Origin of the sequence: Kribbella sancticallisti (assembly GCF_039530625.1) — a bacterium.
GTDB lineage: Bacteria > Actinomycetota > Actinomycetes > Propionibacteriales > Kribbellaceae > Kribbella > Kribbella sancticallisti.
In genome coordinates this window covers 158,056-183,595 of the sequence record NZ_BAAAOS010000001.1, presented here as the reverse complement: position 1 = coordinate 183,595, position 25,540 = coordinate 158,056, and the positions used below count along the sequence as shown (strand labels likewise).

Sequence of the window (25,540 nt, the reverse complement as noted above, 5' to 3'; positions counted from 1 at the left end):
TCTGCACCTTGTTGCAGAAAAGGTATGGACGCGAGCGGTGGCCGGGCCGGACGGGTGGGCGTGGGTCTGGGGGTGGCGTCGCATAGCCTGGGGGTATGAGTACCCCGTCCGAGAAGTACGCCGTTTTCCGCTCGGACCAGGAGCATCCGGCGGTGAAGGAGTTCCGGGGGCTCTACGACTTCCACTTGGACGAGTTCCAGCTGCGCGCGTGCGCGGCGCTGGAGGACGGGCACCAGGTGCTCGTCGCGGCGCCGACCGGGTCCGGCAAGACGCTGGTCGGCGAGTTCGCGGTGCACCTGGCCCTGCAGCGCGGGCAGAAGTGCTTCTACACCACCCCGATCAAGGCGCTGAGCAACCAGAAGTACTCCGATCTGGTGCACCGCTACGGCAGCGAGAACGTCGGGCTGCTGACCGGCGACAACTCGATCAACTCCGAGGCGCCGATCGTCGTGATGACGACCGAGGTGCTGCGCAACATGCTGTACGCCGCCTCGAACACCCTGCTCGGCCTGTCCTACGTCGTGATGGATGAGGTGCACTACCTGGCTGACCGGTCCCGGGGTGCGGTCTGGGAAGAGGTGATCATCCACCTGCCGGACTCGGTCGCGGTGGTGTCGTTGTCCGCGACCGTGAGCAACGCCGAGGAGTTCGGCGACTGGCTCGAAACCGTCCGCGGCAACACGGTCGTCGTGCTGGAGGAGAAGCGGCCGGTGCCGCTGTTCCAGCACGTCATGGTCGGCAAGCGCCTGCACGACCTGTTCGCCGGCGAGGCGCCGACGGCCCGGGTGGGCGCGCCGAGCCGGCCGGAGGCGAAGTCCGGCAAGTCCGGCAATCCGGCCAAGGCCGCGGCCGGCGGCGGCAGCTCGGACATCAAGGACCTGGTCAACCCGCAACTGGTCCGGATCGCCCGGGACGACAGCAGGATCTTCCGGGACGACTCGCGCAAGCCGCGACGCCGCCGGGACCTGCCGAAGAGCCGCCCGGCCAAGTCGCACTTCACGCCGTACCGGTCCGACGTGGTCGAGGAGTTGGACGCCGGGGCACTGCTGCCGGCGATCTACTTCATCTTCTCCCGCAAGGGCTGCGAGGACGCGATGCTGCAGTGCCTGCGCTCGGGCCTGCGGCTGACCAAGCCGAGCGAGCGCGACGAGATCAAGCGCGTCCTGGCCGAGCGGACCGCGGACCTGCCGGACGAGGACCTGGGCGTGCTCGGGTACCACGACTTCTCCGAGGCACTCAGCCGTGGCATCGCCGCGCACCACGCGGGCATGCTGGCCGCCTTCAAGGAGGTCGTCGAGGAGCTGTTCGCCCGCGGCCTGATCAAGGTCGTCTTCGCCACCGAGACGCTTGCCCTCGGCATCAACATGCCGGCCCGCACGGTGGTGCTGGAGAAGCTGAGCAAGTGGAACGGCGAGGCGCACGTCGACATCACCCCGGGTGAGTACACCCAGCTGACCGGCCGGGCCGGGCGGCGCGGGATCGACGTCGAGGGCCACGCGGTGGTGTTGTGGCAGCCCGGGTTCGACCCACGCGCGGTCGCGGGTCTGGCGAGCACCCGTACGTATCCGCTCCGCTCGTCGTTCTCCCCGTCGTACAACATGGCGGTGAACCTGGTTCGCCAGGTCGGCCGGTCGAGAGCGCGGGACATGCTCGAGCTGTCGTTCGCGCAGTTCCAGTCCGACCAGGCCGTGGTCGGGCTGGCGCGACAGGTGCAGCGCAACACCGAGGCGCTCGAGGGCTACAAGGAGTCCATCGACTGCCACCTCGGCGACTTCCTCGAGTACGCCGCGCTGCGCCGCCGGATCGGCGAGCGGGAGTCGTCGGGTTCGAAGCGGCGCAAGCTGGACCGCCGGGCCGAGGCGCAGGAGTCGCTGGAGAAGCTGCGGATCGGCGACATCATCCGGATCCCGGCCGGGCGCAGTGCCGGCTGGGCGCTGGTGCTCGACCCGGGCGTGCGGTCCGAGCGCGAGGGGCCGCGACCGACCGTGCTGACGCTGGACCGGCAGGTGCGCAAGCTGTCGATGATCGACTTCCCGACCCCGGTGTCGGCGATCAGCTCGCTGCGGGTGCCGAAGAAGTTCAACCCGCGCAACCCGCAGCAGCGGCGCGAACTGGCACACGTATTGCGCGGCCGCACCGACATGCTCGGCGAGGACGGACCGCCGTCGTCGCGCAGCCGCAACGGCGACGTCGTCACGCACGCGGACGACCCCGAGTTGCAGCAGATGCGCGCGGAGCTCCGGGCGCATCCGTGCCACGGGTGCGCCGACCGCGAGGACCACGCCCGCTGGGCCGAGCGGTACTTCCGGCTGGACCGGGAGAACCGCGACGTGCAGCGCAAGATCGAGCAGCGGACGAACACCATCGCCCGCCAGTTCGACCGGGTCTGCCAGGTGCTCGACGCGTTGCACTACCTGGACGGCGACAAGACCACCGAGGCGGGCGACCGGCTGTCGCGGATCTACACCGAGCTCGACCTGGTCGCGGCCGAGTGCCTGCGCCAGGGCGTCTTCGACGACCTCGACGTACCGGAGTTGGCGGCCTGTCTCGCGGCGCTGGTCTACGAGTCGCGCTCCAAGGACGAGCCGACGTCGCCGCGGTTGCCGCGCGGCGAAGTACGGAACGCGCTGGAGCGGATGGGCTCGATCTGGCGCGACCTGTCCGCGCTCGAACGCGACATGCGGGTCGACTTCCTGCGCCCGATGGATCTCGGCTTCTCCTGGGCCGCGTTCCGCTGGGCGTCGGGTGCGTCGCTGACCGAGGTCCTGTACGAGTCGGACCTGGCCGCCGGCGACTTCGTTCGTTGGGTCAAGCAACTGATCGACCTGACCGAGCAGGTCGCCGACGCCGCCGGCCCGACCCCGCTGCGTGCCACCGCCCGCGCCGTCACCGACCAGATCCGCCGCGGCGTGATCTCGTACGCCTCGGTCGTCGACGAGCCGTAAGCCGCTGACCGGCCCACGACCTCTTTCCGCAGTACTTCGCCTGAGTTCAGCAGTACTTCAGCAGCGTCTGATGGGGGCGCTGTACGTCGTGTTGCTGGCGTTGGCGACGTAGTAGTCCGTCACCCAACTGCCGTCGGTCAGGCGGTCCCAGACGGCGGTGGTGCCGACTGTCGTCCCCGCGCGCTGGCAAGTTACCCACGCGAGTGAACCGATCGGCAGCAGACCCGGGTACGTGCTGTACGACGTACCCGGGCCGCGCCGCCGGCTCAGGTTGTCGATGGTCGTCTGGTACGGGTAGCTGCAGCCGGGGATGGGTGGGCTGTAGCCGGGCTTGTTCGGCGTGCGGACGTAGTAGTCCGTCACGTACGTACCGTCGATCAGCTTGTTCCAGACCGTGGTGCTGCCGATCTGAGGTCCGTAGGTCTGGCAGACGATGCGTACGCCGGAGTTCGCCGGAATGGTTGTTCTGATCGGGTACGCCGTCGACGGGCCGCTGTAGCTGTAGATGGTCGTCCGGACGGTGTACGTGTACCAGGTCGAGGCGACGGGTGCGTCGAACCGGTCGTTGTCGATGTTCAGCGTCACGCCGCCGTACGTCTCGTTGTGGTCACCCCTGTACTGCTTGGCGCGCTGACCCACCGCCCAGAAGCGGTTGGAGATCAGCGGCCAACCGGTCAGGGCCGAGTTCAGGTCCCACCGGGCGATCCACAGCGCGTCCGGACGGGCGTAGGCGGTCGAGTTGTAGACCTCTGCCAGGTGCTTGGCGCCGGAGTCCTGATGGGCATAGACCGCCGAGATGTACCCCTGCCGGTGGATCTCCTTCGTCCAGGACGACAGATAGCGCAGTACCGTCGCGCGGCAGGTCGCATCACTCGCGTTGTAGTGCTCCATGTCGCCGTAGATCGCGCTACCCGGCAGTATCCCCAGCGCCCGAGCCTTCGCGATCGCATCGGCTGCCTGACTCGTACCTTGGGTGGCAGCGGACGGTGCGGTCATCTTCACCGCGTTCGGCCGGGTCGTGCACGGCGCCTGGTAGCCCATGTAGATCGGGATGAGCCGCCAGCCCAGCCGGCTCACGCTACTCACCCAACTGAGGGTCAACTGCGGCTGCGTGCATCCACGGTTCACCCCGCCGATGTAGATCCCGATCGCTCGGTACGGCGACGCCTGCCACGCCGTCATCTGCGCAAGCGTCGGCGCCGTACAGGTGTCGAACGCCAAACCGGTGTACCGCGTCGCCGTAGCACTCGCGGGATAACTGATAGGCGTCGCCGGCTCGGCGGCGGCAGGTAGTGCGGGCCCCACAAGCAACACCGCAACGGACGACAACGCGACGAAAATCCGGCCCATGGCGACCATCCCCCTGATACACCAGCAGTACACGCCTCAAACCCGCGTGCTGCAATGTCTGCTGCCAAGACGTTCACGGAACATCGAGGAGGAGTTGATGGAGCCCACCATCGCCGAGCGCGAGGACCAGCCGTCCGTCGCGCTGCGCGCCAAGGTCGCGATGACCGAGATCGGCGCGTTCGCGGACCGCACGCCCGAACTGTTCAGCCGGTTCGCGGCCCGTGGCATCGACCCGGGCCCGATCGACACCCCCGACCTGAACGAGTGGGAGACCGAGCTGCTCTTCCGTCTCCGCGGCTGACGGGCTTGCCGACCGTACTGGCCGGGGTGAGCCGGCTCGATCCCGAGCGAGTCCGCCACATCGCCTCGCCGCTTATCGAGCTGGGCTCGGCCCTGCATGTCCTGGCCGAGCCGCGTCACCACGGCAAGACCGAGTGGGCCGAGCAGGTCCGCGCCACGATGCCCCCCGAACTCCAGAGAGAGCTGGCGGCCTGGACCTGGACGGTGCGCGCGGTCCGGGCCCGCTTCTTCGCGACCAGCTCCGCAACCGGCCTGCCATCGTGGCAGGACGAGCTAGCCGTACTGCGCTCCCGTGCGCCCGAGGACGTCGCGGCGGAGCTGGTTCGGCCCTTGCGTGGTAGGCCGTTGAGCACGCGAACCACCGACGCGGACGCCGTACGGCGCTGGGCTCGCAGCCGGGGGCAGGCGGTCGCAGTACTGGTGGAAAGTCTGCTCACCGATCCGGCCGATCCGGTGCGGCGATTCCTTGACCTGCTCGACGCGTGCTGGCAGGGCTGGTTCGGCGAGCTCTGGGCCGAGTCGCGGGATCAGTTGGCCGCGCGGGGACGGCAGGATCGCGACCGGGCGGTCCGCGACGGGCTGGGAGTGATGCTGCGGTCGCTGGACGGCTCGATCGCGGCGCGCGATCCGGACAGCGTGGTCGTTCAGAAGGTGCAGAACAAGCGCATCGACCTGGCCGAGCGGTCGATCCTGCTGGTGCCGAGCAACTTCATCGCGCCGCACTTGTTTCTCGGCGAGATTCCAGGCGAGCCGCTCACGGTGATCTACCCGGCGGCGGGTGGCGCGGCCGAAGTACCGACCGCCCAGGCGATCCGCAGCCGGCTGGAGGCGCTGGCAGGTCCGGATCGGCTGCAGATCTGCCGCGCCGTCGCCAGCGAACCGCGAACGGCAGGGGAGATCGCGACCATCTGGGGTCTGAACCCCACCCAGGTCACCCGGCACCTGCGCGCGCTGACCCGAGCCGGCCTGGTCACCGCCGAGCGTCAGGGTCGCTTCGTCGCCTACCGCCTCGACGAAGACGCCGTCAGAAGCATCGGCACGGACTTGCTCGATCTCGTGATGCGTTGACGAATTCCGTCAATCCACCAGCGTCCGGGCGGCGCAGGCTGTTGGCTGGCGGTCGTGCCCCTTCCGCCTGAAGTCCGCCGCCTGGTCGTCGCGACCCTCGTCAACACCTTCGGGAACGGCGTCTACGCCGCTGTCGGTGCCCTGTACCTGACCCGCGTGGCCGGGCTGTCCGTCGGTGAGGTCGGTATCGGCCTGACCGTCGCGGGTCTGGTCGGGCTGGTCGCCAGCACGCCGCTCGGGGTGGTGGCTGACCGCCTCGGCCCGAACCGCGCGTACGTCGCGTTCCTGCTGCTGCAGGCGCTGACAATGGCCGGCCTCACCCAAGTCCGCTCCTTCGCCCTGTACGTCGGAATCGCGGCGCTGACCGCGATCGCGGACTCAGGGCAACGCGGCGCGAAGGGTGCTCTCATCGCGGGCCTGGCGCCGCCGGACCAGCGAGTGCGGACCCGGGCGATGCTGCGGGTGACGACGAACATCGGGATGGGCGTCGGGATGGCGCTGGCCGGCATCGTGCTCGCGGTCGACCGGCCGGAGGTTTATGTCATCGCCCTGCTCGCGAACGCGGCGACATACCTGGTCACGGCCGGGCTGGTGCGATGGGGCATGCCGCGTGTCGCGCCGGTGCCGTCGGCGTCGGGTCCGTCGGCACTGACCGCGCTCAAGGACCGGCCGTACCTGGCTTTCGTGGCGCTGGACGGCCTCTTGAGCATGCACAACGCGATGGCCCAGGTCGCCATCCCGCTCTGGGTGGCGACCGCGACGGACGCCCCGACCTGGCTGGTCTCGGTGCTCCTGGTGACGAACTCGGTGGCAGTGATCCTGCTGCAGATCAGGGTTGCCCGCGGCACCGAAAACCTCGCGGGTGCGGCTCGCGCGGGTCGTCGTGCCGGGCTCCTTCTCGCCCTCGCGTGTGGTGTCCTCGCGCTCACCGATCTCACCTCGGGGGCGGTCACCATCACGTTGCTGCTGGCCGCCGCTCTCGTTCACGTGCTGGGGGAGATGCTGCAGTCAGCCGGCGGCTGGGGGATCAGCTTCGAACTGGCGCCGCCCGGGGCTCAAGGCCAGTACCAGGGCGCCTACGCGATGGGGCACCAGGTCGGCGACCTGATCGCACCGCTGGTGCTGACCGTGGTTGCGGTCAGTTGGGGCTGGCCGGGGTGGTTGCTCACCGCCACAATCTTCCTGCTGTCCGGCTTCCTGATCCCGGTTGCCGTTCGCAAGCACCGCCAGTGGTCAGGCGGCGAGCGGCTGGAGGAGGTCGCGGAGTTGGCGCGCGGCTGAGAAGCCGGCCCGGTTCCCGCCGATCGTGCTGGCGGACGGGCCGTAGCCGACGAGATGGATCCTCGGGTCCAGGGCGGTGTGGGTGCCGTCCATCCGGATGCCGCCGGACGGCTCGCGAAGGCGCAGCGGGGCCAGATGCCCCAGATCGGCGCGGAAGCCGGTCGCCCACAGGATCGCGTCGAAGCGTTCCTCGCGGCCGTCGGACCACACCACCCCGTCGGGCGTGATCCGCTCGAACATCGGCAGCCTGGTGTAGACGCCCTTGCGGTAGGCGGCCTGCTCCTGCTCGCGAAGTTGGAGCCCGGTCACGGCGACCACGCTCTTCGGCGGAAGGCCCGCACGAACGCGTTCCTCCACCTTGGCGATGATCTGGCGGCCGATCTCGGGGCCGAACTCCTCGCCGGGGGTGCGCCACTCGGGCGGCCGACGGGTCACCCACGTAGTACTGGCGCCTTCGGAGATCTCGGCGAGCAACTGAACGGCCGACGCGCCGCCGCCGACTACCAGTACGTGCTGCCCGGTGAACTCCTCGGGCCCGTTGTAGTCGGCCGTGTGTAACTGCCTGCCCTGGAATGTCTCGATCCCGGGATACCAGGGGATGAACGGGCGGTTCCAGGTGCCGGTGGCGTTGACGATCGCCTCGGCCTGGTAGGTGTCGTGGTCCGTCGTCAGCTCGAAGAGGTCGCCGTCGCGCCGCACGCTCTCGACGACCACCGGCCGGACGACAGGCAGGTCGAACGCGGACTCGTAGTCAGCGAAGTACCGCGGGACGAACTCGTTGGCCCGCTCATCACCCGCGCTCTCCGGTACGTCGACCCCGGGCAGATTCGCGATGCCGTGCACGTCGTACATGGTGAGGGAGTCCCAGCGGTGCTGCCAGGCACCACCCGGAGCCGGGTTGCGGTCCAGCACCACGACCCCGTCGTACCGGCTGAATCCCATCCTGACCAGGTGATACGCCGCCGACAGTCCGGCCTGGCCGGCTCCGATCACCGCCACCTGAGTCCTCTTCACACCCGGTCCAACAGCGCGGACGGGTCTGTATCTTCCCGGGCACTAGCCTGATCAGCTATGGACCTGACCGCGGCGTACGGCTATCGGCTGGACTGAATCGTCAGCTTCGTGGCGGTCGCGCGCCACGGCGGGTTCTCGGCCGCGGCCAAGGCGACCTTCCGCTCCCAGTCCCGGATCAGCGAGCACGTCGCCGAGCTGGAGAAATCCCTCGGCCTCCAACTCTTCGACCGTACTGCGCACCCGGCGGTGCTGACGGCGGAAGGGCGCGCGCTGCTTCCGGACGCCGAGGAGATCCTCAATCGGCTCGGCTCCCTCGCGGACAGGTCCGGGAACGTCCGGGGCCACGTCCGGTTCGGCGCGTACCCGAGCGTCGCCGCCTGGTTGTTCCCGAGAGTGGCGGTCCGACTGCGCCGCGAGCACCCGGACCTGCGGCTGCTGCTGCACGAAGGGCCGAGTCTCGAGCTGGAGGGCGCACTGAGCCGGGGCGAGCTCGACCTCGCCATCCGCCCGGTTCACCCGCTCGTGACCGACGACGCCCTCGTGCACGAACTGCTCTGGAAGGAACCGCTGATCGCCGTCTTCCCCGCCGGAAGCGCACCCGTCAGTGTGGGACTGGCCGAGTTGGCGGAGCTGCCGTTGATCTCGATCGGCGAAGCCTCGGGATCGCGTCAGTTCGAGTCCCACCTGGCCTTCGCGTCGGCCGGCCTGAACCCGCCGAGCATCTTCCGGACGAACCAGCCGCAGACGCTGCTGTCGCTCGTCCGCCACGGCCTCGGGATCGGCGTCACCAACGCGCTGGCGATGCTGACGGCGAACCTCGACGGAGTACGGCTGGTGCCCATTCGCGACGCGGGGGTCGAACGCCAGGTCGCGGTCTTCCGGCACCGAGCGCGCCCCGAGTCGGCCGCCCTGGACCAAGTCCTGGAGGAGGTCCGCGCGGTCTCATCCACCCCGCCGGCGTGGCCTTCGGCTAGCGGATGAACTGGTCCACGTAGTCGGCACCCAGGCCATTACTGGCGTAGTGGTCGCGGCAGAGCTGGATCTTGGTGAAGGTGTCCTCGTAGCCGGTCTGGTTGCCGTCGTCGTCGACGTAGATCATCGCGCCGGAGATGTTGAAGAAGGTGATCATCTCAGTGGTGTCCTCCGGGACCCGCAAGGTGTGGATCTCGCCCGGCGGCTCGTAGACGAACGAGCCGGTCTCGGCGACCCACTCGTGCTCGTCGTACTGCCAGCGGCCCTGGATCACGTAGCCGAAGACCGCGCTCGGATGCCGATGCCGCGACACGATGCCGGACCGGGTCACCTTCAGCAGGTTGCACCACTGGCCGGTGATCGTGTTCAGCATCAGCGGGCGGAACCACACGTCCGGAGCCTGCGGAACCCAGAGCCGGTCGTCGTCGGGGACGGCCTGGACGGCGATCTCCAGGGGTACGGCCGCCGAGATCGGGATCTTGCTGCTCATGTGTTCTCCTCAGTTGCTCAGGTAGCCGCCGTCGACCGGCAGAACAGCGCCGGTGACGAAGGTGGCGTCGGGCCCAGTCAGGAAGGCGATCGCGCCGGCTACCTCGGCGGGATCACCCCAGCGGGCCATCGGCGTACGGGACAGGATTCGGTCTGCGGCGGCCGGGTCCGCTTGCAGGGCGGCGGTCAGATCGGTCGCGATCCAGCCGGGTGCTACCGCGTTCACCCGGATGCCGTCGGGCGCCCAGGCGACCGCCAGGGACTTGGTGAGTTGGACGATGCCGCCTTTGCTCGCGCTGTAGCCGGGAACTAGCGGGCCGCCGAAGTAGCTCAGCATGGAAGCCACGTTGACGATGCAGCCCTTGGTCTCGGCCAGTAGGTCGTGGGCTGCCTCTGCTGCCCGCATGGCGCCGGTGAGGTTGATGGCGAGGACTTCGGCGAACACCGACGGCTGGTGCTCTTCGCCGCGGCGGATGATGCCCGCTGCGTTCACCAGTACGTCGAGCCGCGGCTGGGCGGCGATGAGGTCTTCCAGTTGCTGCGGATCGCGCAGGTCGAGCTCGTGGAGTGCTACGGCTTGCTGAAGTTCTGGGGAGGCGCCGGGGCTGTTCAGGCCTGCTGCGATCACGGTCGCGCCGTCCGCGGCAAGCCGGAGCGCGGTGGCCGCGCCGATTCCACTCGTGCCTCCGACGACTAGCGCAGTACGGGCCATGCCGGTCAGCGTGGTCGGTGGGAGAGCCTCGGGACAAACAGAACCCGGAAGCCGGATTGCTGCCATCCGACTTCCGGGTGCTTGGTGTTAGCCCCAGCTGTTGTCGATGCGCTTGTGGTAGCGCTGACCGGCCTTGCCGCCGATCACCGCGGCCAGCAGGGTGACCACGAGAACCGTGGCGCCCAGGATCACGCTGCCTGTGGTCAGCGTGTCCTCCGCCAACGGAATGGTCGGCAGGTCCACCCGATCGAGCACGTTGTACTGCGAACCCGCGAGCGCGCCGATCCCGGCGACCACCAGGGTCACGATCAGCCCGATGGCCCAGACCCCGAAGCCCTGCCGGGCTCCGTCGAACCGCGCCAGCCGGCCGGCGACGTACCCGCCGTTGTAGTAGGCGATCGCCATCATCAGCACGAACACGGTGCCCGAGACCAAGCCGATGGTGCCGGCGTTCTCCTCGGCCATCGTCCGGTCGATGGTGATCGCGTAGTCGACCGCCGCGGCGATCGCGCCGATCACGCCGGTCAGCAGCACGATCAGGCCGATCGCGATCAGCCAGCCGAAGAACGCGGCGCCGGACTTGAAGCCGCGATAGACCGGATTGACCTCGGCGGCGGTGGACGTCTTGACCTCGGCCCGATGGGTGGCGGTCCGGTCCGCGGGAGTGTCCTCGGTGAACTGCCTGGCCGGGCTGAGATGCTGGGTATCGGGGTCGTCCCGATATTGCTGAACCATGTCGCCGTCTCCTTACCTCGACAGCCCCGTTCTCCCTTCCTCGTACCCGCCCCTATTCGCCTCAATCGAGCGTCGCCTCGATCGACCAGCCGGCCCCGATCGACCAGTTCGCCTCAATCGAGCGGCCCGCCCCGATCGATCCCCTCGCCTCAATCGAGCGGCCCGCCCCGATCGATCCCCTCGCCTCAATCGAGCAGGTCGTCGATCTTGTCGTGGTAGCGCTGGCCGGTCTTGCCGCCGAGCAGCGCCGCGAGCAGCGGCAGCATCAGCAGGGCGGCGGCGGTGATCAGACCGCCGGTGAGCAGGTCGTCGTTGCTGAGCGGCACGTCCGGGCGATCCACCCGGTCGACCAGGTCGTACAGGCTGTTCGCGTACGCGCCGAGACCGGCCGCGAGCGCGGCCAGGAGCAGCGAGAACATCCACACGCCGAAGCCCTGCCGGGCGCCGTCGAACCGGGCGAGCCGGCCGGCGACGTACCCGCCGGTGTAGAAGGCGATGCTCACCGCCAGGACCAGGACGGCGGCCGCGACCATGGCCGCGGTACCGGCCTGCCGCTCGGCGTCGGCTCTGGTGTAGTCCAGAACGTTGGAGATCCCGATGCCCGCGCCCGCGATGAGGACGGTGATCAGCGCCGCCATCGACAGCATGACCAGCCAGCCGAAGAACGCCGCCCCGAACTTGAACCCCCGGTACGGCGGCAACCCCACGTCGATCGGCATCGCCCCCTGGGTCGGCGGCCGATCGGGCACCACGGTGACGGTGGTCATCGCCCGTTCCGCGGCCGCGCGCGCTTCCTCGTAACGCTGAGTAGCCGAACTGACATTCGGTTCGGTCATGGTGTCGGTGCCGCCGTAACGCTGCTCCACAGCCGTTTCTCCTCACAAGTCGACCTGCGGCGGGCCCCTACCCCAGCGGCTGCCGGACCATGCAGGATCTCGGCAGAATTGACAAGAACCTGCGGGAAGGTCGACCTCAGGATCGTCCGCAAGGGCATCGGGTTCCGCGGATCGCTGTCCTACGCGGTGACCGATCAGCGGCCACCGAGTACTTCAACAGGATCTGAAGATCCTCACCGGTCCTGACGCTCAGCCTCGCTGACCGGGGCCGGGTAGCGGCGCGGGGTGAACACGAGTTGCCCCGCTTCGCGATCCACTGCCTGCGTCATGGAGGAACCGATCAGCAGCAGGCACCGCATGTCGACCTGCTCGGGGTCCAGGTCGGCCAAGGTGGTGACGGTGATGGATTCCGACGAACCGCCGACATCGCGGCCGATCACCACAGGGGTGGTCGGCGCGCGGTGCTCGAGCAGCAGGTCCTTGGTCGCGCCGACCTGCCAGGTGCGGGACTTCGAGGCCGGGTTGTAGATCGCGATCGCCAGGTCGGCCGATGCCGCGGCGGTCAACCGGGCGGCGATCACATCCCACGGCTTGAGCCGGTCCGACAGTGACAGCACGCAGTAGTCGTGGCCGAGTGGCGCACCCACCCGGCTCGCGACTGCCTGCGCCGCGGTCATCCCCGGCAGCACGCTGACGGTGATGTCGGCGTACTCCGGTTCCGAGGCGACCTCGGTGACCGCGCTCGCCATCGCGAACACGCCGGGGTCGCCGGAGGAGACCACCACGACCCGCGAACCCTTGCGGGCCAGGTCGAGCGCGAAGGCGGCCCGCTCGGACTCGACCCGGTTGTCAGAGCCGTGCTTGCGCTGGCGGGCGCGGTCCGGCAGGCGGTCGACGTACGGGCCGTAGCCGATCAGGTCGTCGGCCTCGGCGATCGCGGACCGGACCTGCGGCGTCAGCCACTCCGGTCCGGCCGGGCCGAGCCCGACCACGGTGACGGAGCCCTCGTTGCTAAGAGCAACCTTCGTCGGCTCGGTCGCGGGCGTGTTGAGCGGGCTCGGGAGCAGAGCGAGGGAGAAGTACGGGACCTCGCTCGGGTCGACCTCGGCCAGTGGAGCGGTTCGCTGGGCGTCGGTGGTCGCGCGCTCGACGTACCAGGCGTCGTCCAGGCGTCCGGCCTGCTCGAAGGCTTCTCGTACGTTCGCAAAGGTGCGGCCCAGTTTCATCACCGCGGCCGCGTCGGTGTTCCGTAGCCGCTCGGCCAGGACGTCTGGCGGGAGAGTGCCGGGCAGGACGGTCAGGACTTCGTCGCGCTCACACAGCGGACGGCCGAGCACCGCGGCCGCGGCGCTGACCGACGTCACGCCGGGCACGACCTCGCAGTCGTAGCGATCGGTCAGCCGCTTGTGCATGTGCATGTAGGACCCGTAGAACAACGGATCGCCCTCAGCCAGTACGACGACGTCGCGGCCGGCGTCGAGGTGGGCCGCCAGCCGCGCGGCGCACTCGGCGTAGAAGTCGTCCATCGCGCCCTGGTAGCCGCCGGGGTGGTCCGTGGTCTCGGTGGTCAGCGGGTACATCAGGAGTTCCTCGACCTGACCCTCGCGCAGGTACGGCGCGGCCACCGAGCGCGCGATGCTCCGGCCGTGCCGGGCGCTGTGGTACGCGATCACGTCGGCGGCGCCGATCAGCCGGGCCGCCTTCACCGTCACCAGTTCGGGGTCGCCCGGGCCGAGCCCGACACCCCACAGCCGTCCGGTCATTCTTCCTCGCTCGCGATCGCGTTGACGGCGGCAGCCGTGATCGCGCTGCCACCCCGGCGACCGCGGACGACCAGGTACTCCAGACCCAGGTCGTTCGCGGCCAGTGCTTCCTTGGACTCCGCCGCGCCGATGAACCCGACCGGGATCCCCAGGACCGCGGCCGGCCGCGGCGCGCCGTCCCGGATCAGTTCCAGCAGCCGGAACAACGCGGTCGGCGCGTTGCCGATGGCAACCACCGAGCCTTCCAGCCTGTCCATCCACAGATCGAGCGCGGCGGCGCTTCTAGTGATCTGGTGCTTCCTGGCAAGCTCCGGCACCGAGGCCTCGCTCAGCGTGCAGACCACGTCGTTGTCCGCCGGCAGCCGCTTCCGGGTCACTCCGGCAGCCACCATCGCCGCATCACACAAGATCGGCGCCCCTGCCCGCAACGCTTCCCGCGCCGCCTTGACCACCCCGTCGGACCAGGCCAGATCCTTGACGAGGTCGGTCATCCCGCACGCATGAATCATCCGCACCGCAACCTGCGCCACGTCCGCCGGCAGCCCGTCAAGCGCAGCCTCCGCACGAATAGTCGCGAACGACTGACGGTAGATCTCCGCACCGTCAGTCACGTACTCGTACTTATCGCTCACCGCACCCTCACCTCATCGACCGGCACTGCCCGTTCCCCATCCACCGAGTAACCCCCCTCGGTAGCCAACACATCCACAAACCCCTCTGCCGGCCGCCCACACCGCCGCCCACACCCCGCCCAGTGCACCCGCCGCCCAGCCTTCGCCGTCCCAGCGGTCTCTGCTTCACGAGGTTTAGCTGCGGTCCCCGGCGTCCAGTTCGGCACCACCCGCCACGCGTCTCCGCGCACATCGGCCAACGCCTTTCCACACCCCGGCCGCCCAGCACAAGCCGTAACCCCGTTCCAGGGCGAGCCAGCGTCCAGCACCAGCCCCACCCCTTTCAACCGCTCAACAGCAGCCGCAACATCCACCACCCCCGGCACGACCACACTCCGCCAGGGCGTCACCCGCAGCTGCTGCTCGTCGGCAACCTCACCCAAAGCCTCAGCCTGCTCCGCCCTCAGCACCCCCAACGGCACCGTCACCACCAACGCCACACCACCATCAACCTGCTCCACCAACCCGGCCTCCGGCCTGGGCTCGTGAGTGGTTAGAGGACGGGGATCGGTTGGCAGCAGACCACTCGGGGGGCCAGCGGCCTCCGGCCGCGGCCGATCCGCCGCCGCGGCGCCAGCCATCAGCCCCAGCCGGCTCAGCACCCGCGGCGGACCGTCTTCCAGCTCTGCCAGACGCCAGGCCTCCGACTGCTGTTCAGCGCGCTCCAGCAGGAACGCCTCTCCGGCCTCGACCATGACAGCTGCCAGTTGTTCTCCCACCACATGCAGCCCGGTGGCGACTCCGGCGAGGAGCAGCTCGGCGTGCCTGCCGTCGACCATCCGGGCGGCTACGTCGGCCTTCACCGCCGCCAGATCTCCCCGGCCGTCGTCCAAGGCGAACAGGAACCGCCCAGGCAGGGCAGCCAGCGGCGGGCTGGCGCAGAGCAGGCGGTCCAGCTCGCCGGCGACAGCTAGTACGTCGTACAGGCTGTGGTGGTCGAGGCCGGAGAGAGGGGAGGCGAGGATGTTGCGCACACGCTCGTGACTCATCGATGGCAGCAGGCCGGCCGCGTAGAGCCGGTCGGACAGCTCAACCGGCGCGCCAGGCTGCAGCGCGCGGATCTGCACGTTTGCCCGCGAGGTCAGCTCCAACTGGCCGTCACCGAGGTCGACGGAGGCAGCAGCCAGCACCCGCAGTTGATCGGCGCTCAGCAGACCACCCGGCAGCCGCACCCGCGCCAACCCACCGTCCGCCGCCTCGTGCACAGCAAGAACCCCCGGACAGCGGTCCGGAGTGGTTCTCTCGACAGGTGGCACGGCCGTGATGCTACTTCCCGGCTGTCAGCTGTGTTCCGCGTCACTCGCTACAGGTGCGGGTGTGGGTACTCCGGTGAGCGGTGCTGGAACGACAGGATCCCCGGGTTGCGGATCCTCCCGCCCTCGATCTCGATGGCTCGCTGGATTGTGGTGTCGGCGTGCCAAGCCTCGGGCCCGTCGAGCACCGTCCGCAGATAGGGGAGCAGGGCTTCACTGATCTCCCAGCCGGCCGAGTTCCACAGGTACGACGGGGTGTGGTCGACGCCGTAGTACGTGACGTTGTCGCCGACGGTGAAGGTCGGCTCGGCGAACCCGGTCGGCCTGGCCCAGCTGAAGCCCATGCCCTCATCGCAGGAGACGTCCACGATCAGGGTGCCCGGCGACAGCAGCTCCAGGTCTTCCTCGATCAGGAAGGTGAGCGGTGCGTCGGGATCCTGCAGAACGCAGTTCACGATGATGTCGTGCTGCGCCAGGAACCCGGCCAGCGGGACCCGGTCGTCGTCGATGAGCGCGTGGCTGCGGCGCGGGTCGTTGGTGTCGTCGGCCTCGTCGTGGTCGAACTGGATCATCCGGGCGGAGTGGATCGGCGAGCTGACCGCGGTCACCCCGCGCGCGGTCAGTACGTCGACGTCGTGCACGCCGTGCGCGGTCAGCGCGGTGACGGCTCCCCGGGCGGTCGCCCCGAAGCCGATCACGACGGCGTTGAGCCGGCGGCCGTAGACGCCGGTCGAACCGATCGTCTCCAGCGCGTGCAGCACCGAGCAGTAGCCGGCCAGCTCGTTGTTCTTGTGGAACACGTGCAGGTTGAACCGGCCGTCCTCGGTCCAGTGGTTCATCGCCTCGAAGGCGATCAGGGTGAGGTCGCGGTCGATCGCGAGCTGGGTCACCTTGTCGTCCTGGACGCAGTGCGGCCAGCCCCAAAGCACCTGTCCGGTGCGGAGCTCGGCCAGGTCCTCGGGTTGCGGCTTCGGCAGCAGGATGACGTCGGTCCTGGCGATCAACTGTTCCCGGTCGAGGACGCCGGCCACGGAGCGGGACAGCACCGCGTCGGACACGCCGAACTGTTCGCCGTACCCGGACTCGAGGAAGATGCGGTGCCGCAGGTCTTCGTCGATCCGGTCGAAGTGGTGCGGATGGATCGGCAGTCGATGCTCGTTCTCTTTGCGGGAACGGCCGATGACGCCGAGGGTTAGCTGGTCCACGAGGGCCCCTTTGGTTACCGCCTGTCTAGCACAGAACCTGTGAGAGCGGCCGCCGCGAGCAGGGCCACGACGCTGCCGCAGACGAAGGCGCTGGACGCTGAAGTGAGGTCGACGACCAGCCCACCAAGCAGCGCGCCGGCGGACAAGGTCGCCTGGAAGGAAGAGGTGAATAGCACCGTGGCCGCCTCTGGAGCCGTCGGAGCCGAGCGCGCGAACCAGGTCATCGAACAGACCGGTACCGCGCCGTACGCGAGCCCCCAGACAACTAGCAGGACGACTGCGCCCGCCGTAGAACGCCCAGCCACCGGCAGGAGGAGAGTGGCAGCCGCGATGAGCAGGGCGCTGGTGAGGAAGGTGGCCCGCAGGTGCCGGGCGATCGTAGTGCCGGCCAGGAGGTTGCCGGCCAGGCCTGCCACGCCATAGATGAGGAGCAGCGTGCTGACGTGGTCGCGCAGGAGCGTGGTCACGTAGGTATAGGTGCCGAAGTGGGCGGTGACGATCAAGCAGGTAGCGATCAACCCGACCCGGGTCTGCCGCTGGCGTAGTACGTCGCGCAGTAGTCCCAGCCTTGTCACTTGCAGCGGTGGCAGCGGCGGTACGAAGACCACAAGCGCAGCCAGTACGCCGACCGCCACCACCCCCAGTACTGCGAACGGCACCCGCCAGCCCGCGTGCTCCCCGACGAACGTGCCGGCCGGTACGCCGAGCACGGAGCCCAGCGGTACCGCCGAGAAGATCACCGCCGTCGCGCGGGCCGCCCACCGCTCCGGCACCAACCGCGCGGCCAGCCCGGCTCCGATCGACCAGAAGCCACCGATCGTCATCCCGACCATCGCCCGGGCGACGAGTTCGAGCCAGTACGTCGAACCGGCCGCCGCAAGGAAGTTGGCCGCGGCGAGCAGGACCATCAGTGCGCAGAGCATCAACCGCCGGTCGAGCCTGGCGGTCGTCACGGTGATCACCGGCGCGGCGACGGCGGCGACCAGGCCGGGCATCGTCATCAACCAGCCGGTCCGCCCGGGCGAGAGGGCGAAGCTGTCGCCGATCGGCGTGAGCAGCCCGATCGGCAGGATCTCGGTGGTGACGATCGAGAAGATCCCGAGCGTCACGGCGACCACCCCGAGCCACCCACGCAACGGAGTACGAACGGCTGATCCTGGTAAGACAGACATATCGCCCAGTCCAGCCGCTCCCACCTGAGCACACCGGCGGAAACGCGACGCCCTGGTCACCCCGGACTACCACGCCGCAATCCCGCCAAGTCGCCTCTGAGCAGACGGATAGGCCAACCATCGGATCATCCGCGAGCAGATAATCCCGAGCTAGGATGAACTCATGGCCAAGACACCGCTGCGTACCGTTCCGGACCTGACCGGGCTGCTGAAGCATGCCGGGCACGTGCTCGAGACCCAGCTGACCGCGGCGCTGGCCGAGGTCGGGCTGTCGCCGCGGATGCAGTGCGTGCTGGTCTACGCGCTCGAGAAGGAGCGGACCCAGATCCAGCTCGCCGAACTCGCGTACCTCGACAAGACCACGATGGTCACCACCGTCGACGCCTTGGAAAAGGCCGGTTTCGCGGAACGCAAGCCGTCCGCCACCGACCGCCGGGCCCGCATCGTCGCCGTCACTCCCGGCGGCGCCGAGGCCGCCGCCGAGGGCCAGCGAATAGTCGACCGCGTGCACGCCGAGGCTCTCGGTGCTCTGGCCGCCTCCCAACGCAAGCCCTTCTCCGAGGCCCTGATCGAACTGGTCAACGGCCAGTTGGCCACCCCGGTCGAGGCGCAGGCCGTCCGCCGCCCCCGTCAGCGAGCATGATCCGGTAAAAGATCGTCTGCTAACAAACTATCTGTTAAGGTCGTTCTTGTCCTGCTCGACTGACAAGGAGACCGGCCATGACCTCGACGATCGACCCGGAGCAGATCCAAGCCGCCGCGAACCGGCGGGGACGATCGTTGGCCGTGTTGTGCGCGATGCAACTGATGATCATCCTCGACGCGACCGTGGTGACGGTCGCGTTGCCGACGATCCAGGCGGATCTCGGGTTCAGTGCCGCAGGCCTGGCCTGGGTGATGAACTCGTACCTGATCGCCTTCGCCGGGTTGCTGCTGCTGGCCGGGCGGATCGGGGATTTGATCGGTAGCAAGCAGGTGTTCCTGGCCGGGCTCGGCTTGTTCACGGCGGCGTCGTTGCTCTGCGGGGTGGCGACCACCCCGGAGGTGCTGATCGCCGGGCGCTTCCTGCAAGGCGTCGGCGGTGCGCTCGCGTCCGCGGTGATTCTCGGGATGATCGTCGGGCTCTACCCGGCACCGGGCGAGCAGGCGCGGGCCATGGGGGTCTATGGGTTCACCTCGGCCAGTGGCGCGTCGATCGGGCTCATCCTCGGCGGGGTCATCACCCAGACCGTCGGCTGGCCCTGGTCGTTCCTGATCAACGTTCCGATCGGCCTGGCGTCGCTGGCGCTCGCAGTACGGCTGCTGGCTCCGCAGCGGGGTCTCGGCATCGGCGCTGGAGCAGACGTCCTCGGAGCCGTCCTGGTAACTGCCGGCCTCTCACTAGCCGTCTACACGATCGTCCAGACGGCCGAGCCCACCGCCGAACTCCCGCGCACGCTAGTGCTGGCAGCAGCTTCCCTGCTCCTCCTCACAAGCTTCGTACTGCGCCAGGCTCGCGCGACCCAACCGCTGCTTTCCCTACACATCTTCCGCAAGCGCCAGGTGACAGTGGCCAACGTGATCGTGGTCCTGCTCTTCGCAGCCGGCTTCGGTTTCCAGTTCATGACCGCCCTCTACCTGCAACGGGTACTGGGCTTCGACTCGCTCCAGACCGGCCTGGCCTTCCTCCCGGCGCCGGTTTTGGGTGCAGTGATGTCGCTGTCCGTCGGACCTCGCCTCACCGTGCGGTTCGGCAGCCGGGCGATGCTTCTGGGCGGCCTCAGCGCCCTCGTGCCGGCGCTGGTCCTGATCAGCCAGGCGCCAGCCGACGGCTCGTACCTGCTGAACGTGGCGCCGGCACTGGCCCTGGTCGGCGTCGGCACAGGCGTCGGAATCCCCGCGGCGATCATGCTCGCGATGTCCGGAGCAGAGCCGACCGACGCGGGCCTGGCCTCAGGTCTGAACAACACAGCCCAGCAAGCAGGAGCAGCAGTCGGTACTGCGGTACTCGCGACCCTGGCCGCATCCCAGACCGCAGTACGGGTGTCGGAGGGAGCGGCGGAGGTAGTTGCTCTACGGGACGGCTACAGCGGTGCCTTTATCGCTGCTGCAGCCTTGGCCCTCGCGGCGCTGGTTCTGGCCGCGACGGCGCTGCGCCCCTCACGGCACTGAGAGCAGAGCCGTGAGGGGCGGCTGGTCTAGCAGTAGAGATTGCCGCCGGGGGAGACGCCCAGGAGTTGGGTGAATCGCTGGTAGGCGTCCACCCGGCTCTGGACCTGACCCGGGTTGCCGCCGTTGCACTCGATGGATCCGTTGATGCTGCGGATCGTCTCGCCGAAGCCGGCGCCGTTGACCATCGCGTTGTGCGGCGTCATGGTGCCCGGCCCGGTCTGGGTGTTCCAGTACAGAGTCCGGTCTTCCAGGCGATCGCCGAGTTCTGCTCTACCTGCCAGGGGTTGCCGAGCAGATCGATGCCGAGAGCATCACCCGCGGCCTTGTAGTTGAAGTTCCAGCTCAGCTGGATCGGCCCACGACCGTAGTACGCCGCTTGGCCGGCGGGGCATCCGTAGGGCCGGCCCCAGTCGCAGTAGTGCGGGTAGTTCGCCTCGTTGATCTCCTTGATGTAGACCAGCCCACCGGTCTCGTGGTTCACGTTGGCCAGGAACGCGGCGGCCTCACGCCTCTTGGTGGTGTCGTCGCCGGTGTTGGCGAAGCCGGGATAGGCGCTGAGCGCGTTGGTCAGGCCTGAGTAGGTGTAGAAGGAGTTCCGGCTCGGGAACATCTGGTTGAACTGCGACTCGCTGACCGGGAATCCGCCCGGCTGCGGATCGCCGCCGGAGCAGTTGTACGGCTCCCAGTACCAGGTGCTGATGGTCGGGTCGTAGCCGGGATTGTCGTGTTCGGCGACGTAGTACAGGCCGTTGGTGTACTTCACGATGCTGCCGGCGGCGTACCAGTTGCCGGCCACCCAGTTCGGGTAGGTGCAGGCCTGGGTCGCGTCCGGAGCCGGAACCCGGGCGTCGGCGGGGGCGGCGAGCAGCATCGAGAGCGCCGCTCCGAGGGCCACGAGGGCCGGGAGAGCGCGCACGAATCGGGGCATCTTCATGGTGCGACTCCTCTGTCCTGACCGCGGCACAGGGGGAGGGCACCACGGTCATGGGGGCGGTGGACAAGTGGTCAGGTCAGGTTAGGGCGACCGAACCGAGGAGGAGAAGAGCGTCGGCTGTAGACTTTCTAAAGATCCTTTGGTAATTCAGGAACGCCGGCGTCGCAGCAAATAGGTGTCCATGATCCAGCCCTTGCGCTCGCGCGCCGCCGCTCGCGCCTCGGTGATCTCGCCGGCCACCTGCGCGAGTGGTCCAGCGATCAGAAGCTCGTCCGGTGTGCCCAGATAGGCACCCCAGTAGATGTCCGCGTCCTGATCGGTGTGTGCGGTGAAAGCGGTCTGGGCGTCGAGCATCACCACGACGTCGTCCACGTCCTCCGGCCAGTTCTGCGCCAGCCGCCGCCCGGTGGTGATCTGGATCGGCCGGCCCACCTGGTTCAGGCCGACCCGGTGCCGCGCCGCGAGCGAGGACACGCTGCTGATGCCGGGGATGACCTCGATCCCGAAGCTCAGCTCGCCGCGGTCCAGCAGGTCGTCGAGGATCGCCAGCGTGCTGTCATACAGGGACGGGTCGCCCCAGACCAGGAACGCGCCGACCTGACCCTCGCCCAGTTCCGCCGCGATCATCTCCGCGCAGACGTCCGCGCGGCGACGCCGCCAGTCGTCCACCGACTCGACGTACGCGTCGCTGGTCCGGTCCCGCTCCGGGTCGCGGCCGACGACCACCTTGTACTGCCCGTCGGTGGCGTGCCCGCGCAGGATCTGCTCTCGCAGATCGACCAGTTCCTGCTTGACCTCGCCCTTGTCGAGCACGAAGAAGACGTCCGTCCGCGCGATCGCCTTCGCCGCCTGCAAGGTCAGGTGGTCCGGATCCCCGGCCCCGATCCCGATCACCAAGATCTCCATGCCGGGGAGCCTAGTTCCCGCCCCGGTTTGTGCCGCCGGTAGGTCACTGCTAATTTGAAAGTCAGTGATCCGCGGTCCGAGAGGTGCTTGTGCCCACTGCAGAAGAGATGCTCAGTACTGCGTCCGTCGTCGCGCTGGGCACCTGCCTGACCCAGGTGGCCCCGGAGCTTGACTTCGCCGAGGTGAAGGCGGTTCCCGGCGGGCTGGCCGACGCCACCTTCAGCGAGCGGGGGCGGTTGGTCCGGGACGCGCTGCTGGCGGATCTGCCGCCGGGGTTCGGACCCGTCCGGCAAATCTTCACGGCAGCCCTCGAGGATTCCGCCTTCACCGGATGGATGATCTGGCCCGTGACCGAGGCGGTCGCGGTACGGGCTGTGGAGAGTGACGAGTTCGAGGCCGGTCTCGAGTTGCTCGCGGACCTGACGCCCAGGCTGACGGCAGAGTTCGCCCTCCGGACGTTTCTCGCCGCCGACCTCGACCGCACGCTCGCGATCGTCCAGCGATGGACGGACCACCCGGACGAGCACGTGCGAAGGCTCGCCAGCGAGGGCACCCGCGCACGGTTGCCCTGGGCAAAGCGCGTCGCCGGGTTGATCGAACGGCCCGACGTGACCGTGCCGATCCTGGCCGCGCTGCGGCGCGACGATTCGGAGTACGTGCGTCGCTCGGTCGCCAATCAGCTCAATGACCTGAGCCGCCTCGATCCGGCGCTGGCGGTGTCCGTCGCGGGCGGCTGGCTCGCGGATCCCGCGCCGACCACCGAGCGGCTGGTCCGGCATGCGCTGCGCACGCTGATCAAGGCGGCCGATCCGGGAGCCCTTGCCCTGTTGGGATTCAGGGCACCGGCCGGGTTGGTTGTCGACGGCCCGGTGCTGGGTGCGTCGGGCGTCGTGGTGGGGGACATGCTGCCGTTCGAGTTCAGCGCCCACAACCGCGGGACCGCCGACCTGCGGCTGGCGATCGACTACGTCGTCCACCACGTCAAGGCGAACGGGACGCTCGCGCCGAAGGTGTTCAAGCTGACCACCCGCACGCTGGCGCCGGGGGAGTCGGCCACGATCGGCAAGCGGCACTCGTTCAAGCCGATCTCGACCCGCACCTACTACCCGGGCGAGCACGCCCTGGAGCTTCAGATCAACGGCCGGACCTTCGGCCGCTCGACCTTCAACCTCACCCTGGAAGGCCCCCGATGACCATCCCCACCCCTCCCGACCCGACTGTCGCCGAGACCGTGAAGCACCTGCCGCACGCGATCACGACGTACTTGCGTGAGTCCGACCCGCAGCGCAAGGCGAACGCCCACGATCTGCTGTCGGCCTTCGCGCCCGACGCCACCGTCCTCGACGACGGCAACGCGTACACGGGGCACGACGAGATCCACCGCTGGCGCGAGAACGCCGCGACCGAGTACACCTACACCGTCGAGATCACCCACGCCGAGAAACTCGACGAGACCCACTACGTCCTCACGAACCACCTGGAGGGCGACTTCCCCGGTGGTGTCGTGGACCTGATCTACCGCTTCACCCTCGACAACGACCTCATCACCAACCTCGAGATCGCTCCCTGAGGTTCAGTCGTCGACCCATTCGAGCAGATCACCGGGCTGGCACTCGAGCACCCGGCACATCGCCTCCAGGGTGCTGAAGCGGACGGCCTTGGCCCGGCCGTTCTTCAGTACCGCGACGTTGGCCGGCGTCAGCCCGACCTTCTCGGCGAACTCACCGACGCTCATCTTGCGCTTGGCCAGTTCGACGTCGACGCGCACGACGATGGACATCAGATCACCGCTCGCATGTCGGTCTGCAGCGTCGTCGCCCGCCGCAGGAGTGCGCGCAGGACCACCATCACCAGGCCTACCACCGTGCTGACCGCCAGCATCAGGAACAACAGGAGTGGCAGTCCGGGGTCCGAGGCCTTGAAGCCGACATAGAGAAACACCCCGACCAGCACCAGCCAGCCGGCGGCGATCGCTCCCATGATCACGTTCACCCACGTCATCGCGGCGTCGGTGAAGATGCGGTCGTTCTTGACCAGGGTGAGCAACTTCCAGGTGGCAACGATCACCACCTGGACGCAGAGCACCCAGAAGATCGTCACGGCGGTCGCCGGCCAGCGCAGGTACGCGTCTTCCGGCGCTTCCTCGGCCAGGTGTGCGAACTGTCCGGGCAGGGAGACGGTCTGGAAGAAGATCAAGATCGCGAACAGCACCGCGAGAAAGAATCGGAGAGCGATGACCGCTCGATACTCAGTCAGCATGCATTGAGAATCGCTCAGATCCTATCGATTGTCAATCGATAGGATCTGAGCTCGGCGAGCGTCAGGAAGCGATGACCGCGACGCCGATCCGGCCGCCGTCGACGTCGAGGACGGTGCCGTGGATGAACGCGGCCTCGTCACTGGCCAGGAACACGGCCGCGTCGGCGATCGCGGACGGCGCCCCGATCCGGCCGTACGGCGTACCGGCCATCATCGCGGTGGCCGGGTGGTCCTGGTCGGTGTGCACGACGCCGGGAGAGATGGCGTTGACCCGCACCCCGGACGGCCCGAACTCGGCCGACCAGGCCCGCGTCAGCGTCTCCAGTGCGCCCTTCGACGCGGCGTACACGGCGCCGATCGGGATGCCCAGCCGGGCCACCCAGGAGCCGAGGTTGATGATCGTGCCACCGCCGGCGGCGGCCATCGCGGGCGCGATCGCGGCGGTCAGGAAGTACGGCGACTTCACGTTCACCGCGTAGACCCGGTCGAAGGTCTCCTCGTCGGTCTCCGCCGTCGGGGTGCCGTCGATCGCGCCGGCGTTGTTGACCAGTACGTCGATCCGTCCGCCGAGCAGCCGGGTCGCCGCGCCGGCCAGTTCGTTCGCGGTCTCCTTCGTGCCGTCCAGGTCCACCGCGACGAAGTCGGCCCGGCCGCCCGCCGCCCGGATCTCGGCCAGTACCTCGTCGCCGCGTTCCTTGTTGCGCCCGGCAACGACCACGTGGGCGCCCTGGCCGGCCAGGGCGACGGCGATCGCCCGGCCGATGTTGCTGGTGGCTCCGGTGACCAGAGCTGTCTTGCCTGCCAACCGCATGGGAGTTCTCCTCGGAGGATCAGATTGGACCGTTGGGTCCAGAGTATCAGGCTGATTGGACCGTCCGGTCCAGAGGGGTCCGCGCTAGGCTGACGGGTATGGAGCGAGCCCTGACCCCCAAAGGAGCGGCGACCCGGCAACGGATCGTCGAGGGTGCCGCGCAGCTGATCCGGGTGCGGGGCGTGCCGAACGTCGGCCTGGACGACATCCGCGCGGCCACCTCGACGAGCAAGAGCCAGCTGTTCCACTACTTCCCGGCCGGCAAGGCCGACCTGATGCTCGCGGTGGCGAGGCACGAGGCCGGGCAGGTGCTCGAGGACCAGATGCCGATGCTCGGCGACCTGACCAGTTGGCGGAAGTGGCAGGCCTGGCGGCGCCGGGTGATCAAGATCTACGACGGCCAGCGCCAGCGGTGCCCGCTGTCGGCATTGACCGCTCAGCTCGGCAATGCCGATCCCGCGACTCGTGAGATCGTCACCACCCTGCTCGACGACTGGCATGGCCTTCTGGCCGCCGGCGTCCAGGCGCTGAAGGACGCGGGTGAGGTCGACGCCTCCATCGACGCCGACAAGGCGGCGACCGCAGTACTCACCGCGGTCACCGGTGGCGCCGGCATGCTCCAGGCGACCGACCGGATCAGCTATCTGGAGGTGGCGCTCAGCGAAGCCATCGACAACCTCCGCCGTCCCCGGGCGCGGGTGTCGGCGGCCTGA

At 68.8% G+C, this 25,540-nt stretch carries 27 protein-coding genes; 10 read left to right on the top strand and 17 right to left on the bottom strand.

Translation table 11 applies throughout. The features are described from left to right. Window positions 1-95 precede the first annotated feature (95 nt). A complete protein-coding gene (locus tag ABD255_RS00740; protein WP_344208590.1) occupies window positions 96-2,945 on the top strand; it encodes a DEAD/DEAH box helicase in 2,850 nt (949 codons plus the stop codon). A 57-nt stretch (window positions 2,946-3,002) separates the two neighbouring features. On the opposite strand, the gene ABD255_RS00735 is transcribed toward ABD255_RS00740, so the two are convergent. Further along, on the bottom strand, window positions 3,003-4,127 hold the full coding sequence (locus ABD255_RS00735; protein ID WP_344208588.1) for a glycoside hydrolase domain-containing protein: 1,125 nt from the start codon (window positions 4,125-4,127) through the stop codon (window positions 3,003-3,005). Window positions 4,128-4,392: 265 nt separating this feature from the next. Here ABD255_RS00735 and ABD255_RS00730 point away from each other — a divergent pair, with 265 nt between their 5' ends. Genes ABD255_RS00730 through ABD255_RS00720 form a run of 3 tightly spaced genes read left to right on the top strand, consistent with a single transcriptional unit; the run spans window position 4,393 to window position 6,944 of the window. Further along, window positions 4,393-4,596, top strand: coding sequence for a hypothetical protein (locus ABD255_RS00730; RefSeq protein WP_344208586.1), 204 nt, complete (start codon window positions 4,393-4,395; stop codon window positions 4,594-4,596). Between the two features lie 5 nt (window positions 4,597-4,601). Beyond that, window positions 4,602-5,663: an ArsR/SmtB family transcription factor gene (locus tag ABD255_RS00725; protein WP_344208584.1), complete on the top strand. Its 1,062-nt coding sequence runs from the start codon at window positions 4,602-4,604 to the stop codon at window positions 5,661-5,663. Window positions 5,664-5,717: 54 nt separating this feature from the next. Next, window positions 5,718-6,944: an MFS transporter gene (locus tag ABD255_RS00720; protein WP_344208582.1), complete on the top strand. Its 1,227-nt coding sequence runs from the start codon at window positions 5,718-5,720 to the stop codon at window positions 6,942-6,944. Here ABD255_RS00720 and ABD255_RS00715 read toward each other — a convergent pair. Then, complete coding sequence (locus tag ABD255_RS00715) at window positions 6,897-7,958, bottom strand: FAD-dependent oxidoreductase (protein ID WP_344208580.1); 1,062 nt, start codon at window positions 7,956-7,958, stop codon at window positions 6,897-6,899. The two genes, ABD255_RS00720 and ABD255_RS00715, sit on opposite strands and share 48 nt — an antisense overlap. A gap of 108 nt (window positions 7,959-8,066) precedes the next feature. On the opposite strand from ABD255_RS00715, the gene ABD255_RS00710 reads away from it, so the two are divergent. Continuing rightward, on the top strand, window positions 8,067-8,939 hold the full coding sequence (locus ABD255_RS00710; protein WP_344208578.1) for a LysR family transcriptional regulator: 873 nt from the start codon (window positions 8,067-8,069) through the stop codon (window positions 8,937-8,939). Here the strand turns inward: ABD255_RS00710 and ABD255_RS00705 are convergent. From ABD255_RS00705 to ABD255_RS00665, 9 genes are all read right to left on the bottom strand, one after another. Next, window positions 8,929-9,420 carry a 2,4'-dihydroxyacetophenone dioxygenase family protein gene (locus tag ABD255_RS00705; RefSeq protein ID WP_344208576.1) on the bottom strand — a complete coding sequence of 164 codons (492 nt, stop codon included), beginning with the start codon at window positions 9,418-9,420 and terminating at the stop codon, window positions 8,929-8,931. The two genes, ABD255_RS00710 and ABD255_RS00705, sit on opposite strands and share 11 nt — an antisense overlap. A gap of 9 nt (window positions 9,421-9,429) precedes the next feature. Continuing rightward, a complete protein-coding gene (locus ABD255_RS00700) occupies window positions 9,430-10,197 on the bottom strand; it encodes an SDR family NAD(P)-dependent oxidoreductase (protein ID WP_344208574.1) in 768 nt (255 codons plus the stop codon). Between the two features lie 21 nt (window positions 10,198-10,218). Then, on the bottom strand, window positions 10,219-10,866 hold the full coding sequence (locus ABD255_RS00695) for a hypothetical protein (protein WP_344208572.1): 648 nt from the start codon (window positions 10,864-10,866) through the stop codon (window positions 10,219-10,221). 185 nt (window positions 10,867-11,051) lie between these two features. Continuing rightward, a complete protein-coding gene (locus ABD255_RS00690) occupies window positions 11,052-11,732 on the bottom strand; it encodes a hypothetical protein (protein WP_344208570.1) in 681 nt (226 codons plus the stop codon). Between the two features lie 203 nt (window positions 11,733-11,935). After that, window positions 11,936-13,465, bottom strand: coding sequence for a precorrin-2 C(20)-methyltransferase (locus tag ABD255_RS00685; RefSeq protein WP_344208568.1), 1,530 nt, complete (start codon window positions 13,463-13,465; stop codon window positions 11,936-11,938). Further along, window positions 13,462-14,097 carry a precorrin-8X methylmutase gene (locus ABD255_RS00680; protein ID WP_344208566.1) on the bottom strand — a complete coding sequence of 212 codons (636 nt, stop codon included), beginning with the start codon at window positions 14,095-14,097 and terminating at the stop codon, window positions 13,462-13,464. The genes ABD255_RS00685 and ABD255_RS00680 overlap by 4 nt, the downstream gene beginning before the upstream one ends. After that, window positions 14,094-15,392, bottom strand: coding sequence for a precorrin-3B synthase (locus ABD255_RS00675; protein WP_344208564.1), 1,299 nt, complete (start codon window positions 15,390-15,392; stop codon window positions 14,094-14,096). Before ABD255_RS00675 ends, ABD255_RS00680 begins: the two co-directional genes overlap by 4 nt. Window positions 15,393-15,439: 47 nt before the next feature. Continuing rightward, window positions 15,440-16,594 (bottom strand): N(5)-(carboxyethyl)ornithine synthase, encoded by a 1,155-nt coding sequence (locus ABD255_RS00670; protein WP_344208562.1) that lies wholly within the window; start codon window positions 16,592-16,594, stop codon window positions 15,440-15,442. A gap of 14 nt (window positions 16,595-16,608) precedes the next feature. Further along, complete coding sequence (locus ABD255_RS00665) at window positions 16,609-17,766, bottom strand: MFS transporter (protein ID WP_344208560.1); 1,158 nt, start codon at window positions 17,764-17,766, stop codon at window positions 16,609-16,611. Between the two features lie 163 nt (window positions 17,767-17,929). Here ABD255_RS00665 and ABD255_RS00660 point away from each other — a divergent pair, with 163 nt between their 5' ends. Together ABD255_RS00660 and ABD255_RS00655 are read left to right on the top strand one after the other, a co-directional pair. Further along, the gene (locus ABD255_RS00660) at window positions 17,930-18,409 is read left to right on the top strand and encodes a MarR family winged helix-turn-helix transcriptional regulator (protein ID WP_344208558.1); all 480 of its coding nucleotides are present in this window, start codon (window positions 17,930-17,932) and stop codon (window positions 18,407-18,409) included. 77 nt (window positions 18,410-18,486) lie between these two features. After that, the gene (locus tag ABD255_RS00655) at window positions 18,487-19,917 is read left to right on the top strand and encodes an MFS transporter (protein ID WP_344208556.1); all 1,431 of its coding nucleotides are present in this window, start codon (window positions 18,487-18,489) and stop codon (window positions 19,915-19,917) included. A gap of 26 nt (window positions 19,918-19,943) precedes the next feature. Here ABD255_RS00655 and ABD255_RS00650 read toward each other — a convergent pair whose 3' ends face one another. From ABD255_RS00650 to cobF, 3 genes are all read right to left on the bottom strand, one after another. Next, complete coding sequence (locus tag ABD255_RS00650) at window positions 19,944-20,120, bottom strand: chitinase (protein ID WP_344208554.1); 177 nt, start codon at window positions 20,118-20,120, stop codon at window positions 19,944-19,946. Continuing rightward, the gene (locus ABD255_RS00645; RefSeq protein WP_344208552.1) at window positions 20,117-20,851 is read right to left on the bottom strand and encodes a glycoside hydrolase family 19 protein; all 735 of its coding nucleotides are present in this window, start codon (window positions 20,849-20,851) and stop codon (window positions 20,117-20,119) included. The genes ABD255_RS00650 and ABD255_RS00645 overlap by 4 nt, the downstream gene beginning before the upstream one ends. A 147-nt stretch (window positions 20,852-20,998) precedes the next feature. Next, window positions 20,999-21,757 carry a precorrin-6A synthase (deacetylating) gene (gene cobF / locus ABD255_RS00640; RefSeq protein ID WP_344208550.1) on the bottom strand — a complete coding sequence of 253 codons (759 nt, stop codon included), beginning with the start codon at window positions 21,755-21,757 and terminating at the stop codon, window positions 20,999-21,001. Between the two features lie 89 nt (window positions 21,758-21,846). Between cobF and ABD255_RS00635 the strand changes: the two genes are divergently transcribed. Then, window positions 21,847-22,950, top strand: a complete 1,104-nt coding sequence (locus ABD255_RS00635; RefSeq protein WP_344208548.1) for a DNA alkylation repair protein — start codon at window positions 21,847-21,849, stop codon at window positions 22,948-22,950. Next, on the top strand, window positions 22,947-23,327 hold the full coding sequence (locus ABD255_RS00630) for a nuclear transport factor 2 family protein (protein ID WP_344208546.1): 381 nt from the start codon (window positions 22,947-22,949) through the stop codon (window positions 23,325-23,327). The genes ABD255_RS00635 and ABD255_RS00630 overlap by 4 nt, the downstream gene beginning before the upstream one ends. Before the next feature lie 3 nt (window positions 23,328-23,330). Here the strand turns inward: ABD255_RS00630 and ABD255_RS00625 are convergent, their stop codons facing one another. The 3 genes from ABD255_RS00625 to ABD255_RS00615 all read right to left on the bottom strand — a co-directional run bounded on the left by ABD255_RS00625 (window position 23,331) and on the right by ABD255_RS00615 (window position 24,827). Beyond that, window positions 23,331-23,537, bottom strand: a complete 207-nt coding sequence (locus ABD255_RS00625) for a helix-turn-helix domain-containing protein (RefSeq protein ID WP_344208544.1) — start codon at window positions 23,535-23,537, stop codon at window positions 23,331-23,333. Further along, a complete protein-coding gene (locus tag ABD255_RS00620) occupies window positions 23,537-24,016 on the bottom strand; it encodes a DUF2975 domain-containing protein (RefSeq protein ID WP_344208543.1) in 480 nt (159 codons plus the stop codon). The genes ABD255_RS00625 and ABD255_RS00620 overlap by 1 nt, the downstream gene beginning before the upstream one ends. A 61-nt stretch (window positions 24,017-24,077) precedes the next feature. After that, the gene (locus ABD255_RS00615) at window positions 24,078-24,827 is read right to left on the bottom strand and encodes an SDR family NAD(P)-dependent oxidoreductase (RefSeq protein ID WP_344208542.1); all 750 of its coding nucleotides are present in this window, start codon (window positions 24,825-24,827) and stop codon (window positions 24,078-24,080) included. 98 nt (window positions 24,828-24,925) lie between these two features. Between ABD255_RS00615 and ABD255_RS00610 the strand changes: the two genes are divergently transcribed. Continuing rightward, on the top strand, window positions 24,926-25,540 hold the full coding sequence (locus ABD255_RS00610; protein ID WP_344208540.1) for a TetR/AcrR family transcriptional regulator: 615 nt from the start codon (window positions 24,926-24,928) through the stop codon (window positions 25,538-25,540).

Excerpts from the sequence above, each read along its gene's own strand:
- ABD255_RS00645 (WP_344208552.1), bottom strand. The coding sequence starts at position 20,851 with ATGAAGATGCCCCGATTCGTGCGCGCTCTCCCGGCCCTCGTGGCCCTC.
- ABD255_RS00705 (WP_344208576.1), bottom strand. The coding sequence starts at position 9,420 with ATGAGCAGCAAGATCCCGATCTCGGCGGCCGTACCCCTGGAGATCGCC.
- ABD255_RS00625 (WP_344208544.1), bottom strand. The coding sequence starts at position 23,537 with ATGTCCATCGTCGTGCGCGTCGACGTCGAACTGGCCAAGCGCAAGATG.
- ABD255_RS00630 (WP_344208546.1), top strand. The coding sequence starts at position 22,947 with ATGACCATCCCCACCCCTCCCGACCCGACTGTCGCCGAGACCGTGAAG.
- ABD255_RS00735 (WP_344208588.1), bottom strand. The coding sequence starts at position 4,127 with ATGACGGCGTGGCAGGCGTCGCCGTACCGAGCGATCGGGATCTACATC.
- ABD255_RS00700 (WP_344208574.1), bottom strand. The coding sequence starts at position 10,197 with ATGGCAGCAATCCGGCTTCCGGGTTCTGTTTGTCCCGAGGCTCTCCCA.
- ABD255_RS00615 (WP_344208542.1), bottom strand. The coding sequence starts at position 24,827 with ATGCGGTTGGCAGGCAAGACAGCTCTGGTCACCGGAGCCACCAGCAAC.
- ABD255_RS00665 (WP_344208560.1), bottom strand. The coding sequence starts at position 17,766 with ATGTCTGTCTTACCAGGATCAGCCGTTCGTACTCCGTTGCGTGGGTGG.
- ABD255_RS00660 (WP_344208558.1), top strand. The coding sequence starts at position 17,930 with ATGGCCAAGACACCGCTGCGTACCGTTCCGGACCTGACCGGGCTGCTG.
- ABD255_RS00620 (WP_344208543.1), bottom strand. The coding sequence starts at position 24,016 with ATGCTGACTGAGTATCGAGCGGTCATCGCTCTCCGATTCTTTCTCGCG.
- ABD255_RS00730 (WP_344208586.1), top strand. The coding sequence starts at position 4,393 with ATGGAGCCCACCATCGCCGAGCGCGAGGACCAGCCGTCCGTCGCGCTG.
- ABD255_RS00650 (WP_344208554.1), bottom strand. The coding sequence starts at position 20,120 with ATGACGCCGCACAACGCGATGGTCAACGGCGCCGGCTTCGGCGAGACG.
- ABD255_RS00740 (WP_344208590.1), top strand. The coding sequence starts at position 96 with ATGAGTACCCCGTCCGAGAAGTACGCCGTTTTCCGCTCGGACCAGGAG.
- ABD255_RS00685 (WP_344208568.1), bottom strand. The coding sequence starts at position 13,465 with ATGACCGGACGGCTGTGGGGTGTCGGGCTCGGCCCGGGCGACCCCGAA.
- ABD255_RS00695 (WP_344208572.1), bottom strand. The coding sequence starts at position 10,866 with ATGGTTCAGCAATATCGGGACGACCCCGATACCCAGCATCTCAGCCCG.
- cobF (WP_344208550.1), bottom strand. The coding sequence starts at position 21,757 with ATGGAGATCTTGGTGATCGGGATCGGGGCCGGGGATCCGGACCACCTG.
- ABD255_RS00655 (WP_344208556.1), top strand. The coding sequence starts at position 18,487 with ATGACCTCGACGATCGACCCGGAGCAGATCCAAGCCGCCGCGAACCGG.
- ABD255_RS00610 (WP_344208540.1), top strand. The coding sequence starts at position 24,926 with ATGGAGCGAGCCCTGACCCCCAAAGGAGCGGCGACCCGGCAACGGATC.